Source organism: Actinophytocola sp. (assembly GCF_050699915.1).
GTDB lineage: Bacteria > Actinomycetota > Actinomycetes > Mycobacteriales > Pseudonocardiaceae > Actinophytocola.
In genome coordinates this window covers 11437-25007 of record NZ_JBOHGA010000034.1, presented here as the reverse complement: position 1 = coordinate 25007, position 13571 = coordinate 11437, and the positions used below count along the sequence as shown (strand labels likewise).

Annotated in this window: 14 protein-coding genes and 2 pseudogenes; 10 read left to right on the top strand and 6 right to left on the bottom strand. The window is 70.4% G+C overall.

Annotated elements, in window-relative coordinates; genetic code table 11:
- Positions 1-9: 9 nt before the first annotated feature.
- From ACRDSK_RS09370 to ACRDSK_RS09340, 7 genes and pseudogenes are all read left to right on the top strand, one after another.
- Positions 10-816, top strand: a complete 807-nt coding sequence (locus tag ACRDSK_RS09370) for a sugar phosphate isomerase/epimerase family protein (RefSeq protein WP_431439598.1) — start codon at positions 10-12, stop codon at positions 814-816.
- 10 nt (positions 817-826) lie between these two features.
- Positions 827-1432, top strand: a complete 606-nt coding sequence (locus ACRDSK_RS09365) for an ABC transporter ATP-binding protein (RefSeq protein WP_431439597.1) — start codon at positions 827-829, stop codon at positions 1430-1432.
- The gene (locus ACRDSK_RS09360) at positions 1432-3003 is read left to right on the top strand and encodes a hypothetical protein (protein WP_431439596.1); all 1572 of its coding nucleotides are present in this window, start codon (positions 1432-1434) and stop codon (positions 3001-3003) included. Before ACRDSK_RS09365 ends, ACRDSK_RS09360 begins: the two co-directional genes overlap by 1 nt.
- Before the next feature lie 80 nt (positions 3004-3083).
- Positions 3084-4871 (top strand): aa3-type cytochrome oxidase subunit I, encoded by a 1788-nt coding sequence (gene ctaD / locus ACRDSK_RS09355; protein WP_431439595.1) that lies wholly within the window; start codon positions 3084-3086, stop codon positions 4869-4871.
- Positions 4872-4879: 8 nt separating this feature from the next.
- Positions 4880-6106, top strand: a complete 1227-nt coding sequence (serB, locus tag ACRDSK_RS09350) for a phosphoserine phosphatase SerB (protein ID WP_431439594.1) — start codon at positions 4880-4882, stop codon at positions 6104-6106.
- Positions 6103-6489, top strand: a pseudogene (locus tag ACRDSK_RS09345) (hypothetical protein); the annotation flags it as partial. The gene serB and the pseudogene ACRDSK_RS09345, both read left to right, overlap by 4 nt.
- 234 nt (positions 6490-6723) lie before the next feature.
- Positions 6724-7149: pseudogene (locus ACRDSK_RS09340) on the top strand (aminoacyl-tRNA hydrolase); the annotation flags it as partial.
- Between the two features lie 18 nt (positions 7150-7167).
- Here ACRDSK_RS09340 and ACRDSK_RS09335 read toward each other — a convergent pair.
- From ACRDSK_RS09335 to ACRDSK_RS09315, 5 genes are all read right to left on the bottom strand, one after another.
- Positions 7168-7437, bottom strand: a complete 270-nt coding sequence (locus tag ACRDSK_RS09335) for a hypothetical protein (protein ID WP_431439593.1) — start codon at positions 7435-7437, stop codon at positions 7168-7170.
- A 109-nt stretch (positions 7438-7546) separates the two neighbouring features.
- Positions 7547-7762, bottom strand: coding sequence for a DUF397 domain-containing protein (locus ACRDSK_RS09330; protein ID WP_431439612.1), 216 nt, complete (start codon positions 7760-7762; stop codon positions 7547-7549).
- 12 nt (positions 7763-7774) lie between these two features.
- Positions 7775-8626: a helix-turn-helix domain-containing protein gene (locus ACRDSK_RS09325; protein WP_431439592.1), complete on the bottom strand. Its 852-nt coding sequence runs from the start codon at positions 8624-8626 to the stop codon at positions 7775-7777.
- 63 nt (positions 8627-8689) lie between these two features.
- A complete protein-coding gene (locus ACRDSK_RS09320; RefSeq protein ID WP_431439591.1) occupies positions 8690-9010 on the bottom strand; it encodes a hypothetical protein in 321 nt (106 codons plus the stop codon).
- Positions 9011-9056: 46 nt separating this feature from the next.
- Entirely contained in the window at positions 9057-11093 is a 2037-nt protein-coding gene (locus tag ACRDSK_RS09315; RefSeq protein ID WP_431439590.1) for an ATP-dependent DNA helicase, read from the bottom strand.
- A gap of 139 nt (positions 11094-11232) precedes the next feature.
- Here ACRDSK_RS09315 and ACRDSK_RS09310 point away from each other — a divergent pair, with 139 nt between their 5' ends.
- Complete coding sequence (locus tag ACRDSK_RS09310) at positions 11233-11907, top strand: choice-of-anchor P family protein (protein WP_431439589.1); 675 nt, start codon at positions 11233-11235, stop codon at positions 11905-11907.
- Here ACRDSK_RS09310 and ACRDSK_RS09305 read toward each other — a convergent pair.
- Positions 11904-12230 carry a hypothetical protein gene (locus ACRDSK_RS09305; RefSeq protein WP_431439588.1) on the bottom strand — a complete coding sequence of 109 codons (327 nt, stop codon included), beginning with the start codon at positions 12228-12230 and terminating at the stop codon, positions 11904-11906. The two genes, ACRDSK_RS09310 and ACRDSK_RS09305, sit on opposite strands and share 4 nt — an antisense overlap.
- A gap of 118 nt (positions 12231-12348) precedes the next feature.
- Between ACRDSK_RS09305 and ACRDSK_RS09300 the strand changes: the two genes are divergently transcribed.
- Positions 12349-12912: a hypothetical protein gene (locus tag ACRDSK_RS09300; protein WP_431439587.1), complete on the top strand. Its 564-nt coding sequence runs from the start codon at positions 12349-12351 to the stop codon at positions 12910-12912.
- Positions 12912-13502, top strand: coding sequence for a hypothetical protein (locus ACRDSK_RS09295; RefSeq protein WP_431439586.1), 591 nt, complete (start codon positions 12912-12914; stop codon positions 13500-13502). The genes ACRDSK_RS09300 and ACRDSK_RS09295 overlap by 1 nt, the downstream gene beginning before the upstream one ends.
- Positions 13503-13571 lie beyond the last annotated feature (69 nt).

Genomic DNA, 13571 nt, shown 5'->3' with positions numbered 1-13571 from the left:
AGCGAACCAATGACACAGGGCCTTGAGCGGTTCTCGTTCAACCAGGCCACGGCGAAGCACTGGCCGCTGCCCGACGTCGTCGACGGGTGCGCGGCGGCCGGAGTGCGGTCGGTCGGGCTGTGGCGCGAGCCGGTGGCCTCGTACGGCCTGTCTCGCTCGGCCGCGTTGGTTCGCGAGGCGGGCCTGTCGGTGAGCTCGCTGTGCCGGGGCGGGTTCTTCGGCGCGGACGACTGGCTGGACGACAACAAGCTCGCGATCGACGAGGCCGCCGCCCTGGGTTCACCGGTGCTGGTGCTGGTGTGTGGTGGGCTGTTCGGCCGCACACTCGACGACGCGCGGTCCCGGGTCGCGGCCGGGCTGGAGGCGCTGGCGCCGTACGCGCAGTCGGCCGGCGTGCGGCTGGCGATCGAGCCGATGCACCCGATGTTCGCGGCGGACCGGAGCGTGGTGGCGACCCTGCGCGGGGCGCTGTCGCTGGCGTCCCCGTTCCCGGTCGAGGCGGTGGGGGTCGCGCTGGACACGTACCACGTGTGGTGGGACGAGCAGGTCTTTCCGCTGATCGCGGCCGCCGGTTCCCGGATCGCGTGCGTGCAGCTTGCCGACTGGGTGCTGCCGCTGCCGGCGGACGTGCTGCTCGGCCGCGGCCTGCCGGGGGCTGGTTGCGTGGAGTTCGGCCGGTTCCTGCGTGCCGTCGACAAGGCGGGCTACACGGGCCCGATCGAGGTCGAGGTGTTCAGCGCGTCGTTGTGGGCCCGGCCGGGCAAGGACGTCCTGCGCGAGACGATCGCGGCGTACGAAACGGTGACGGCGCAGTAACGTCGAGGTCGTGTCGATCAACGCCACCGGGCTGGGGATGCGGGCCGGGCCGCACTGGCTGTTCCGCGATCTCGATCTCACGGTCGGCCCCGGCGAGTGTCTCGTGCTGACGGGAGCCAACGGCAGCGGCAAGTCCACCCTGCTGCAGTGCCTGTACGGCCTGCGCCGGCCGACCGAGGGCACGGTCCAGGTGCTGGGCCGAGAGCCGGACGAGCGCGACAAGGCGTTTCGCCGGCAGGTGGCCGTGTTGCTGGACGACTCGGACTTCTTCGCCGAGCTGTCGCCGCGCCAGCACCTGGAGCTGCTGTCGCGCAGCTTCGACGGCGCCGTCGAAATCGACGAGTGGCTGGCGCGGGCCGGCCTGGCCGAGCGGCGGGACGTGCACGCGTACCACCTGTCGGCCGGCCAGCGACGCCGTTTGCTGCTGCTCGGTGCGCTGGCCCGGCCGCACGAGGTGTTGTTGCTGGACGAGCCGGAGCGAGCGCTGGACGGGCAGGGGAAGGCCTGGCTGGCGGACATCGTGCGGTTCGAGCGTTCGCGGTCGCGGGCGGTGGTTCTCGCGACGCACCACCCGCCCCTGCTCGAGGTGGCCGACCAGGTTGTGCCGCTCGGATGATGGCGTTCGCGAGGCGCTGGCTGACCGGCGACGAGCGCACCGTCGGGTTGGTGCTGGCGGTCGGCCTGCTGACGACGGCGTTCTTCCGGTTGGACAAGCTGCGCCACGACCTGGGTGTCGCCGCCCCTTCGCAGGCGCTGGCGCTACTGGCGGTGGCGGTGGCGGTGGCCTGGTGGTCGATGCTCCCGCGCGGCTTCGTCTGGCTGGAGCCGGCCGTCCTTACCTGGGAGGACTTCGGCGCCATCGACCGCGTGGGCATGGTGAGCCGCCGGCTGCTCCGCGGTTGGGTCGGGCGACAGCTGGCCCTGGCGTACCTGCTGGCCCTGTTGACGGCGATCGTCGCCGCCCCGGCGGAATGGGTCGCGGTCGGCGCCGCTGTGGTGGTGGCCGCGGGCCTGTTGGCGCTGGCCGCACTCCGCCACACACCCGACTACGGAACCCTGCGCGCCTCACCCCGCCAGGCCGGGACCGACATCGCACCGCGCGTGGCCGGGAGCACCGAGGCTGCCCGGCGCGAGTCTGGAACCGCCGAGACCGGACTGGCTGGGGCTGGGATCGTCGGTGGCGGGCCGAGCGTGACTGGGATTCCCGACGGTGGGCCGGGCAAGGGTGAGATCGGCGGGGCTGGGCGGGGCGTCGATGGGACCGTCGAGGTCGAGATCGACGAGGTTGGGAGTCCCGACGCGCCGCCTCAGGTCGAGATCGCGCAGCGCCAGGCCTCGGTCGTCGAGGTCGCCGCCGTCCTCCTTCTCGCCGTTGGGGCCGTGGCCTTTCGGCCTGGGCCGCTCGCCCCCGCCATCGTCGCCGGGGTGCTGACCATCGCCGCCATCCCACTGCTTGCCAGGTCCGGCCCACCCAGACGACCCCACATCGCCACCACCGCCCACCGAACCCGGCTGGTCGACGGCTGGCGGGACCGCATCCTCCGCACCACCGGCGTGCACTTCCTCGACGTCGGCCTGCTGCTCCCCGCCGCCCGGCCCGTCGACCCCCGAAAGCCGGCGAGAATCGCCTGGCTGGGGGTCCGCGCCCGGGCCCGACACCTGACCACCGCGGGACTGCTCGCCCTCACCGCCGTCGCCGCGCACCTCGCCTTCGAACGACTGAACGACGAGATCCTGTTCGCCTTGACGAGCTACCTCGCCCTGGTCCCACTGGCCGGCGGCCTCGGCGACCTGTGGCGCTCCCCGGGCCGCCGCCGCTGGGTCGGGCGCTCCGACACCGCCCTGCGCGTCGAGCACTTCGTCGTCTTCACCGCCGTGGCCGGCGCATGGGCGGCCACGACACTGGGGCTCGCGATGCTGGCCGGCCACGGCTGGAAAGCGACGGTCCTGCTCACGATCCCCCTCACCGCGGCCTGCGCGGTCCGCACGGCGGCCCGCCCGCTACCCAGCTACGACAACCTCGGCCAGGTCGACACGCCGATCGGCGCCATGCCGCTCCGCCTGATCTTCCAGACCCTCCGCGGGCCGGACATCGGGGTGCTCGCCCTGATCTTCCTGCCGGCCGTCCCGGCCCTCGTCCGCGTGGCCGTCGTCACCCTCGCGGTCCTGGTGTGCGTCCTGCGCTAGCCACCCCGGCCCAGGCGTGTTGGCCCGCACTGAACGGGCTACGATCGGCCTGAATCACGGATGGACGCAGGAGGCATTCAGTGACTGCAGTAGCCCCGAAGCCGGTCGCCACGCGGCCGTACCCGGCGCGGCCGACAGTCAAGGGCGGGTACCTGCTGCAGCTGTTCCGGGAGACCGATCCGAAGAAGATCGGCATGATGTACGTCGTCACGGCGTTCGCCTTCTTCATGATCGGCGGCGCGATGGCGATGCTCATCCGCACCGAGCTGGCGCAGCCCGGTTTGGACTTCCTGTCCCAGGAGCAGTACAACCAGCTCTTCACGATGCACGGCACGATCATGCTGCTGCTCTACGCGACCCCGATTCTCTTCGGGTTCGCGAACCTGGTGCTCCCGATCCAGATCGGCGCGCCGGACGTTGCGTTCCCCCGCCTGAACGCGTTCAGCTTCTGGCTGTTCCTCTTCGGCGGCATCATCGTGATCTCCGGCTTCCTGACCCCGGGTGGCGCCGCCGACTTCGGCTGGTTCGCCTACACCCCGCTGTCGGACAAGATCCACTCGCCGGGAGTGGGCGGTGACCTCTGGATCACCGGCCTGATCCTCGCCGGTCTGGGCACGATCCTCGGCGCGGTGAACATGCTGACCACCGTGGTCTGCCTGCGCGCGCCCGGCATGACGATGTTCCGGATGCCGATCTTCGTCTGGAACATCCTGATCACGTCGATCCTCGTGCTGATCGCCTTCCCGATCCTCACCGCCGCACTGTTCGGCCTGCTCGCCGACCGCCAGCTCGGCGCGCACGTCTTCGACCCGGCCAACGGCGGCGTGATCCTCTGGCAGCACCTGTTCTGGTTCTTCGGCCATCCCGAGGTCTACATCGTCGCCCTGCCGTTCTTCGGCATCGTGTCCGAGATCTTCCCGGTGTTCAGCCGCAAACCACTCTTCGGCTACCGCGGCCTGGTCTACGCGACGCTGGGCATCGGCGCGCTGTCCGTCGCCGTGTGGGCGCACCACATGTACGCGACCGGCGCGGTGCTGCTGCCGTTCTTCGCCTTCATGACGTTCCTCATCGCGGTCCCGACCGGCGTGAAGTTCTTCAACTGGATCGGTACGCTGTGGAAGGGCTCGCTGACCTTCGAGACGCCGATGCTGTTCTCGATCGGCTTCCTGGTCACGTTCCTCTTCGGCGGTCTGACCGGCATCCTGCTGGCCGCGCCGGCCATCGACTTCCACGTGTCGGACACCTACTTCGTGGTGGCCCACTTCCACTACGTCCTCTACGGCACGATCGCGTTCGCCACGTTCGCCGGCATCTACTTCTGGTTCCCGAAGTTCACCGGCCGCTACCTGGACGAACCGCTCGGCAAGCTGCACTTCTGGACCACGTTCCTCGGCTTCCACGGCACCTTCCTGGTCCAGCACTGGCTGGGCAACGAGGGCTTCCCGCGCCGCTACGCCGACTACCTGGCCAGCGACGGCTTCACCACGCTGAACACGATCTCCACGATCGGCGCGTACATCCTCGGCGCGTCCACGCTGCCGTTCATCTGGAACGTGTTCAAGAGCTACCGCTACGGCGAGCCCACCACGGCGGACGACCCGTGGGGCTACGGCAACTCGCTCGAATGGGCCACCAGCACCCCGCCGCCGCGGCACAACTTCACCGAGCTGCCCCGGATCCGGTCCGAGCGGCCGGCGTTCGACCTGCACTACCCGCACATGGTGGAGCAGGCCCACTCCGACAAGTACATCGGTCCGTTCAGCGGCCACGGGACCGCCGCCGAAGCGTCACCCGCGCCGTCCGAGATGCTCGCCGAGAAGATGAACCCGGACGAGATCTCCAAGGGCGACCCCAAGAAGCCGAACTGAGCCGACCGTTGGCGACCCAACCCGCCACTCCGGTCCTGATCACGGTCTCGGGACCGGACAAGCCGGGTGTGTCGTCGGTGCTGTTCGCCGTGCTGACCAGGCACGGCGTGGACATCCTCGACGTCGAGCAGGTGGTCATCCGCGGTCAGCTCGTGCTGGGCGTGCTCGTCAACACCGACCACGACCCGGAGGGGCTGCAGGAGGCCGTCGAGCAGGCCATGGCCACGGTCTCCATGTCCGTCGTGGTCGAGGTCGGCGCCGACCCGCTCTCGCCGTCCCGGCTCGGGTCGAGCCACGTGCTGGTCGTGCTCGGCCGGCCAGTCACCGCCCGCGCGTTCGCCGAGGTCGCCAGGAGGCTCGCGGCGCTCGACGCCAACATCGACGCGATCCGGCGCGTCGCCGACTACCCGGTCACCGGCCTCGAGCTGCGGGTGTCGGTCGCACAGGACACCGCCGAGGGAGACGCCGACCTGCGGTCCGCGCTCGCGGAGGTGTCCGTGCGGACCGAGCTGGACATCGCCGTCGAGCGGGAAGGCCTGACCCGGCGGGCGAAGCGGCTGGTCGTGTTCGACGTCGACTCCACGCTCATCCAGGGCGAGGTCATCGAGATGCTCGCCGAGCGGGCCGGCCGTGCGGACGAGGTCCGCGAGGTCACCGAGGCCGCCATGCGCGGCGAGCTGGACTTCACGCAGTCGCTGGAGCAGCGGGTCGCGGCGCTGGCCGGGCTGCCAGAGTCGGTGCTCGACGAGGTGGCCGGCGAGATCACGCTGATGCCGGGCGCGCGGACCACGATCCGCACGCTCAAGCGGCTGGGCTTCCGGTGCGGGGTCGTGTCCGGCGGGTTCACCCCGATCATCGACAAGCTCGCCGGCGAGCTCGGCCTGGACTTCAGCGTGGCGAACGACCTGGAGGTCGTCGACGGCAAGCTCACCGGGCGGGTGGTCGGCCAGATCGTGGACCGGGAGGGCAAGGCGGCCGCACTGCGCATCGCGGCCGAGCGGTTCGAGGTGCCGCTGGCCCAGTGCGTGGCGATCGGCGACGGCGCCAACGACATCGACATGCTGTCCACCGCCGGGCTGGGTGTGGCGTTCAACGCGAAGCCGGCGCTGCGGGAGGTCGCCGACACCGCGCTGTCGCACCCCTACCTGGACGTCGTGCTGTTCATCCTCGGTGTCACCCGCGCGGAGGTGGAGGCCGCCGACGCGGCCGACGGCCTCGACTTCATGCGGCAATGAAGGGCCAGGAAGGACGCCTTCCGGACACTGGGCGCCCTGAGGGACGCCTTCCTGGCATTCTCGCCCCACTAGCCGGGCGGTATGCGTCGTGGTTGCGGTTGCCCGCGGCCGCTACGGCGGACGTCGCCGCCGAGGAGCCTCGGTTGGTGCGAGCCATGCCGGTCGTGATGCGGATCGAGCGGGCCGAGCCACCCGGCCGGACGGCGTTGCTGGAGGCGGCGGCCTCGGCGGCCGTCGCAGTGTGTCTGGACCCGCGGGCCCAGGAGGGCGGGGAGTGGCACGACGAGCTTGTCGCTTGGGTTGACGGACGTATTCGCAAGGTCGCTCGCCGGGCCCGGGGCGCGCACTGGGCGGCCGTGCAGGCGCTGCCCGGCGTGACCATCACGGTGCCCAGCACAGCTGCCGGGACTGCGGGTGGGGTCGGCACTGCGGCCGGGACTACGACTGGCACCGAGGCCGGTGGCGTGGCCGGTGATGGTGCTGGCCCTGAGGCCGATGGCGCGGCCGGTGCTGGGCTCAGCTTTGGTGCTGGGGCTGAGGATCGCACTGAGGCTGACGGTGTGGCCGGAACAGCGACCGGTGGTGGGGCTGAGTCAGCTGTCGGCGCTGGGGGTGTCGCGCAGGTGCGGGCGCTGGTGCCTGGCCTGGTCTCGGAGACGCCCAAGGAGGTCAGTCGGCTGCAGATCAGCGGTAGCGACCTGCCCCTCGACGAGCCGGGGCCGCCGCCGGACGGGGTTCCCGTGCTGTGGCTGAACCCGGCCGTCGAGATGACCGTCGGCAAGGCCGCGGCTCAGGTCGGTCACGCGACGATGCTGCTCGCCGCGCTCCAGCCGGACACCCCGGACATCGCGGCCTGGGCGGCGGACGGCTTCCGCGTCGCGGTTCGGACTCCTTCCCGATCCAAGTGGGCTGCGCTGCATCCCGGCGGCGACCCGGCCGGCGCTTGGCGCAGCCGGGGCGTGGTCGCGGTGCGGGACGCGGGCTTCACCGAGATCGCGCCCGGCACGGTCACCGTGCTCGCGCAGTTGGCTCCAGCACGGTGAGTCAGGGTGAGTTCGTCCCTACATGCGGCCGAGATCGAGCCACCTCTCGTTGTGGTTCTTCACAGGCTCGTCGTCCTCGTCGGGGATCGGCGTGTCGCGGCGGAGGTCACGGACCGTACGCCAGCCACGCAGCGTGCGGCGCGGCCATCTCAGCGACAACACCCACAGCACGGCGAGCGTGACCGCGCCCTCCCACGACACCGGGCGGAACACCGTGACCGCCGCGACCAGCAGCAGCAGCGGCGGGACCAGCCGGCGCCACATCGGCAGCAGCAGCTCGCCCGCCACCAAGCACCTGCGCGTCGCGACGAGAGCCTTGTCGACACGAGGGCGCAGACGTAACGCCCGCACGCCCATCGGGCTGGACAGCGACCGGTAGATCGCCCGCGTCAGTGGGTCATCGGCACGCTGGGAACGCGGTTTGCCTCGTTAGCGACGGTGCCGCCGGCAGAACGTGCCAATTGACACGCGGCAGGACCAGGACCGGTCCGGTCGCGTTCTTCGAGTCTCTGACCGCGGTCACCGAGTCGACGAGCGCAACCTCGACACAGTTCTCGTCACCACCTCCACCGCTGAAGGTGCTCTTGCGCCACCGCGCGCCAACAAGGTCCACAGTGGACACCTTTCAGCTCGACCACAGTTCCTCCGCCACCCGGTCGATCAGCGCCACCGACTCGGTCGGATCCAGCGCTAGCGAACGCAGGTGGCCAAACCGAAGTCTAGCCGGTTCCACATACTCGGATTTGTCCTTCCGTTCCTCGCCAAGAGCGTGGGTCGAGTTGCAAATGCTGGGCTGCCCGGGCGTTGGGAAGTCCAGCACTGTGAACCCGCCGTACATCGACTCGTTCGAAACGATCGTTGCGGGCAGGATTCGCAAGGTGACCGTCGGCAGTTCGTTGATCAAGGCGAGATGCTGGAGCTGGGTGCGCATCACCGCTGCCCCGCCCACGGGATACCGGAGAACGAACTCGTGCACCACGGCATCCAGCTCAAGCGGAAATTCCTCGTCGGTGAGGCGTTCTTGGCGGGTCAGCCGGACCGTGAGTCGATTCGCGATCCACTCCGCGGACCGTGCGTTGGTGCTTGATTCGAAGAGAGCCCTCGCGTAGTCGGCCGTCTGGAGCAGGCCGGGCACGAACGTGACCTCGTAGGTGCTGATTCGGTTCGCGCCGGTCTCAAGGGCGATGAAATCCTTGTCGGAGATGCCGTACTGCTTCCACCAACCCCTGATCCGCGCCTGGCGGATCAGATCGAGCACGTCGTCCAGGCGCAGGTCATAGACGTCCATCATCGAGCGGACGAGGTGCACGGTGACCGGGCCGTCGCCGTTCTCGAAGCGGCTCAGGGAGCTGCCCGCGATCTCCAGCCGCTTCGCGGCTTCGAGGATGTTGAGACCGGCCTCGTTGCGCGCCACACGAATCCGCCGGCCGATCTCGCGGCGCAGCACGACGGGACTGATGTGCCTGGTGGTTTCCACGGGGTTCAGAGTCCCCGTGGAACCGCCGGGCTGGAATTCCACCACTCGATCGGGTTAACGGTGCTAGCGGTTTCGTTGCCAGACCACGAAGAGACCGTCCTCCTGGGTGGTCATGGCCTCTACGAAGGCGTCGTTGTCGAAGCCGGGCATGGACTGCAGGCGGCTCATCAGGTCATCGGCGGAGGGGTCGCCCGCGGGAACTGCGCAGCCGCCCCCGCCGCTGCGCACGAGGAGGAAGAACACGTCCTCCTTCCACGGGCCCTCCGGAGTGGTCCGGATGGCCACCTCGGCGAGATCGATCCAGGTCACCGATTCCTCGGTGCCATCGGCCAGCAACCGGCGGACGCCGTCGTCATCGACGGTGATACCGGAGTTAGTGGACAAGCGACTCTCCCTGAAACTGCTGGAACGGGCGGTGGGGCATATTCGATCAGTTCGCCGCGTCGAGCCTGCGCAGGGCCGCCCGGACGACCTCCGCGTCCGACGTGGCCCAGTAGCCAGGCAGGGACGCGCGCAGGAAACCGCCGTAGCGCGCGGTGGCGATTCGCGGGTCGAGGATCGCGACCACGCCGCGATCCTCGGTCGACCGGAGCAGGCGGCCGGTGCCCTGCGCGAGCAACAGAGCGGCGTGTGTCGCGGCGACGGAGAGGAAACCGTTGCCGCCACGAGCCTCCACGGCCCGCTGCCGAGCGGAGGCGAGCGGGTCGTCCGGCCGCGGGAACGGGATCCGGTCGACGACCACGAGCTGCAGCGACGGGCCCGGCACGTCGACTCCTTGCCACAGCGAGAGTGTGCCGAACAGACAGGTGGCCGTGTCCTCGCTGAACTTGCGCACGAGCAGCGCCGTGGAGTCCTCACCCTGGCACAGGATCGGCAAGTCGGTGCGCTTGCGCAGCGCCTCGGTGGCCTGCTTGGCCGCCCGCATCGAGGAGAACAGCCCGAGCGTGCGTCCGCCGGCGGCCTCCATCAGCTCGGCCAGCTCGTCCAAGTAGGACGGTGGCAGGCCGTCCCGGCCGGGCGGCGGCAGGTGCTTGGCCGTGTAGAGGATCCCGCTGCGGGCGTGGTCGAACGGCGAGCCGACGTCCAGTCCGGTCCACTTCGGAGCCTCGATCGCCTTGTCGGTGGCGGCGCCCTCGACCTTCGCGCTCTCGCCCTGCTCGGCCGGCAGGCCCCACGAGCGGGCCATCGTGTCGAAGGTGCCGCCGAGCGTGAGCGTGGCGGACGTCAGGACCGTGGTGTGCTGGCCGAACAGCCGCTCCCGCAGCAGCCCGGACACCGCGAGCGGCGCGGCCTTGAGCGCGGGCGGGCGCGGCGGGCCGGAACCCGAGTCGCCGGTGCGCCAGACGACGTCGCGGCGGTGCGCGTCGTCGGTCTCGAACGCGCGCAGCAGCCGGACCGCGGTGTCGTGCACCTCGTCGAGCTGGGACTGGGCGAGCTTGCGCGCGGTGGCCACCTCGACGTCGCTGGTGCGCTGGTCGGGGCCGAGGCCGGACAGGCACGCGTAGGCGGCGTCCCGGACGACCGAAAGCGCGCCGGCGAGCGGTGTGGGAAGCACGTCCATCCGGCCGGCGGGCATGTCCTCCAGGATGAGCGTGAACCCGTCGCCGGCCTCGAGCAGCCGGTCGGCGAGCTCCTGGTCGCAGATCCGGCCGGCGCGCCGCGCGGCCGCGGCGATGGCCGCACTCGTCAGCTCCGCGGTGGCCGCGCTGGTGACCCGGTCGACGAGGTCGTGCGCCTCGTCGACGATGACCAGGTCGTGCTCGGGCAGGACCTGGAAGCCCTGCAGCGCGTCGATGGCGAGCAGCGCGTGGTTGGTGACGATCAGGTCGGCCCGGCCGGCCTTGGCCCGGCCCTTCTCGGCGAAGCAGTCGGTGCCGATCGGACAGCGGCTGACGCCGAGGCACTCGCGGCTGGACACGGACACCTGGCGCCAGGCGTGCTCGGAGACGCCGGGGACGAGCTCGTCGCGGTCACCGGTCTCGGTGTCGGAGACCCACTCGCGCAGGCGGGTGACCTCGCGGCCCAGTGCGGAGACGGCGAAGGGGTCGAACAGGGCGGCGTCGTCGGGCTCGTCCTGCATGCCGGAGTCGAGCTTGTTCAGGCACAGGTAGTTGCGCCGGCCCTTGAGGATGGCGAAGGTCGGCTTGCGGCCGAGCGGCTTCTCCAGCGCCTTCTCCAGCCGGGGCAGGTCGCGGTCGATGAGCTGGCGCTGCAGGGCGATCGTCGCGGTGGAGACGACCACGGTGGCCTCGCGCTCGACCGCGTGGCGCAGGGCCGGGACCAGGTAGGCGAGCGACTTGCCGGTGCCCGTGCCGGCCTGGACCGCGAGGTGGTCGCCCGTGCGGACGGCCTTCGCGACGGCCTCGGCCATCGCCACCTGACCAGGGCGTTCGGTGCCGCCGACCGCGGCCACCGCGGCGGTCAGCAGCTCGGCGACGCCCGGGAGGTCGGTGGAGGTTGAGGGCACAGCCGAACGGTACCTCTGTCCACTGTCAATCCTGCGCACGCACCCGCCGTCGCCCGGTCGGGTTGTCCCGTCCGCTCGACCGGGTGGCAGTGGGTTTGGATGCTGGCGCGGCGGTGCCGGGGGCGAGTGTCCTCTGATCATGACCATTCGACATGCCAGACGCACCGGCGTCCTGGGGCTGGCAGTGGCCGGCCTGCTGCTCTCCGGTGTGAGCCCAGCGCAGGCGGTCCCGGAGGAGGGGCTCGCGTCCGGGTCGATCGGCGCGGTGGACGCGACGTACGACGACACCGAGATCCAGATGGACCCGCTCGCCGAGTGCGACACCGACGGCGGCGACGGTTCGGCGAACAGTCCGACCTACAGGGTGAACGGGTTCATCGAGTTCGGCCCGGGTTCCTCGACCTGTGCGGTCGACCCGCAGACCGGCGTGGCCAAGGCGGACGTGAAGGGCAAGCTGTTCCGGCTCGACGCACTGCGCTCCTACGGCGGGCCGCGGATCCGGATGACGAACTACACCGCGAAGTGCAGCACCACCGAGAACGGCAGCAGTGCGAGTTTCAAGATCGGTGGGATCTCGGGCCTCGCGCTGCCGGCGCAGCTGCCGCCGAACCACGTGGTGATGGTTCCGGGGCGGGGGCCGGGCGCGCCGCCGCTGGCGAAGGTGACGTTCAACGAGAGCATCGTGCCGGACCCGCCGGACGGCAGCATGACGGTGAACATCATGCGCGTCGAGCTGTTCCCGCAGGGCACCCCGGACGACGATGCGCCCTCGGGTGAGATCACCGTCGGCACGGTGAGCTGCTCGCCGTTCTAGCCCATTCCCTCGAGCATGAGCAGTGCTCCCGGGACGATGATTATGGTCAGGATCCCGCAGGCCAGGCCGCGGTTGCGGCGCTTGCGTTCGTCGGCGGGTCGGGCCCGTCTCCCGACGAGCCAGGCGACGAGCGCCGTGACCGCGACCATGGGCAGCCAGGCGACCGCGGCGGGCAGGTAGGTCAACGCGGCGAGGTCCACGCCCGGCTCGCCTGGCCGCGGCCGCTGCAGCTGCACCGCGAGGAAGGTCAGCGGCCACCACAAGACCAGCGGCACCGCCACCGCCCACCCGATCGACACGGGGCTGGTACTCCGCGTTTTCATGTTCCCATTTTCGGCCGCCGGGCCTCTCGCCGCCGTGCGTCCATTGAGGACATGTCGACGTAACGGAGAGTGGCTGCCGCGCGATGACGTGACCAGGCATTACTACTGGGGGTGCGTCATGAAGTCGCTTGCGAAAGCCGGTCTTCTGGCCTTGGCCCTGCTGGTCGCGTTGCTGGCGTCCGGGTGCGCGGCGGTCAAGGGCACGCCGGTCACGCCGGCGCCGACGACACAGGCCGTCGAACCGGTCAACGATCGCGGCTACGTCCCGGTCCAGGTCGGCGAGCAGGTGTGCTTCGGCCCCGACGACTCGGCCTCGTGCGACCGCGGCGTCACGTTCTCCATCGACAAGATCGTCGTCGACCCGCCGTGCGTGGAGTACGGGGAGCGCGTGGGGCACACGCTGGTGCTGAGCATGAGGGTGGCGACCGGCACGGACACCACGTCCACCGACATCGCCCGCGGGATCTTCAACCCGTACGGGTTCACCGTGATCGGCGCGGATGGCGTCTCCCAGAACGCCGCGTTCGGCATCTGCACGGACGACGCCAGCGATCCGTTGACCTACGGGCCGAACCAGAAGTACGCGTTCGAGCTCGAGCTGGAGGTGCCCGTGGCGCAGGGTGCGCTCGCGCTGCAGCCGGGCTCCCTGGGCGACTCCGGCGGCTGGGAGTGGCCGTTCTGATGCGGGTGTTGATCCTGTGCCTGGCTCTGCTGGTCGCGTTGTTGGCATCCGGCTGCGCGACAGTCAAGGGCGTGCCCGTCGCTGGCGACGGTCCTGCTCCATCGCTGCCGGAGTCGACGACCACCCCGCCCGCTCCCGAGCCGGCGACCAACGAGCGCGGCTTCATCCCGGCCGAGATCGGCGAGGAGCTGTGCTACGGCCCGATCGACTCCGACACGTGTGAGGGTGGTGTCACCTTCTCCGTCGACAAGATCGCGATCGACCCGCCGTGCATGGAGTTCGGACAGCGCACGGGGCACACGCTGGTGGTGAGCATGCGGGTGGCGACCGGCACGGACACTGAGTCGAACCAGATGGCCAGCGGCGTGTTCAACCCGTTCTCGTTCATCGTGATCGGCAAGAACGGCGTCTCCCAGGACGCCGACTTCGGCATGTGCACCGACCTCACCAGCAACCCCGACACGTACGGCCCGAACCAGAAGTACGCGTTCAAGATCGAGCTGGACGTGCCGGTGGTGCACGGTGTGCTCGCGCTCCAGCCAGGCATCGTCGGGCTGGACGGGGCCGGCGGGTGGGAGTGGCCGTTCTGACACGGCCCTGGGCCTCGGGTGGCAACCCGATCGGGTGATCGCGCTCGGTGGCCGATAACGAGCCGTGGG

What these genes read in the sequence shown, in the direction of transcription:
- ACRDSK_RS09305 (WP_431439588.1), bottom strand. Translation starts at nt 12,230, where the DNA reads ATGAAAACGCGGAGTACCAGCCCCGTGTCGATCGGGTGGGCGGTGGCG.
- ACRDSK_RS09360 (WP_431439596.1), top strand. Translation starts at nt 1,432, where the DNA reads ATGGCGTTCGCGAGGCGCTGGCTGACCGGCGACGAGCGCACCGTCGGG.
- ACRDSK_RS09295 (WP_431439586.1), top strand. Translation starts at nt 12,912, where the DNA reads ATGCGGGTGTTGATCCTGTGCCTGGCTCTGCTGGTCGCGTTGTTGGCA.
- ACRDSK_RS09300 (WP_431439587.1), top strand. Translation starts at nt 12,349, where the DNA reads ATGAAGTCGCTTGCGAAAGCCGGTCTTCTGGCCTTGGCCCTGCTGGTC.
- ACRDSK_RS09370 (WP_431439598.1), top strand. Translation starts at nt 10, where the DNA reads ATGACACAGGGCCTTGAGCGGTTCTCGTTCAACCAGGCCACGGCGAAG.
- ACRDSK_RS09310 (WP_431439589.1), top strand. Translation starts at nt 11,233, where the DNA reads ATGACCATTCGACATGCCAGACGCACCGGCGTCCTGGGGCTGGCAGTG.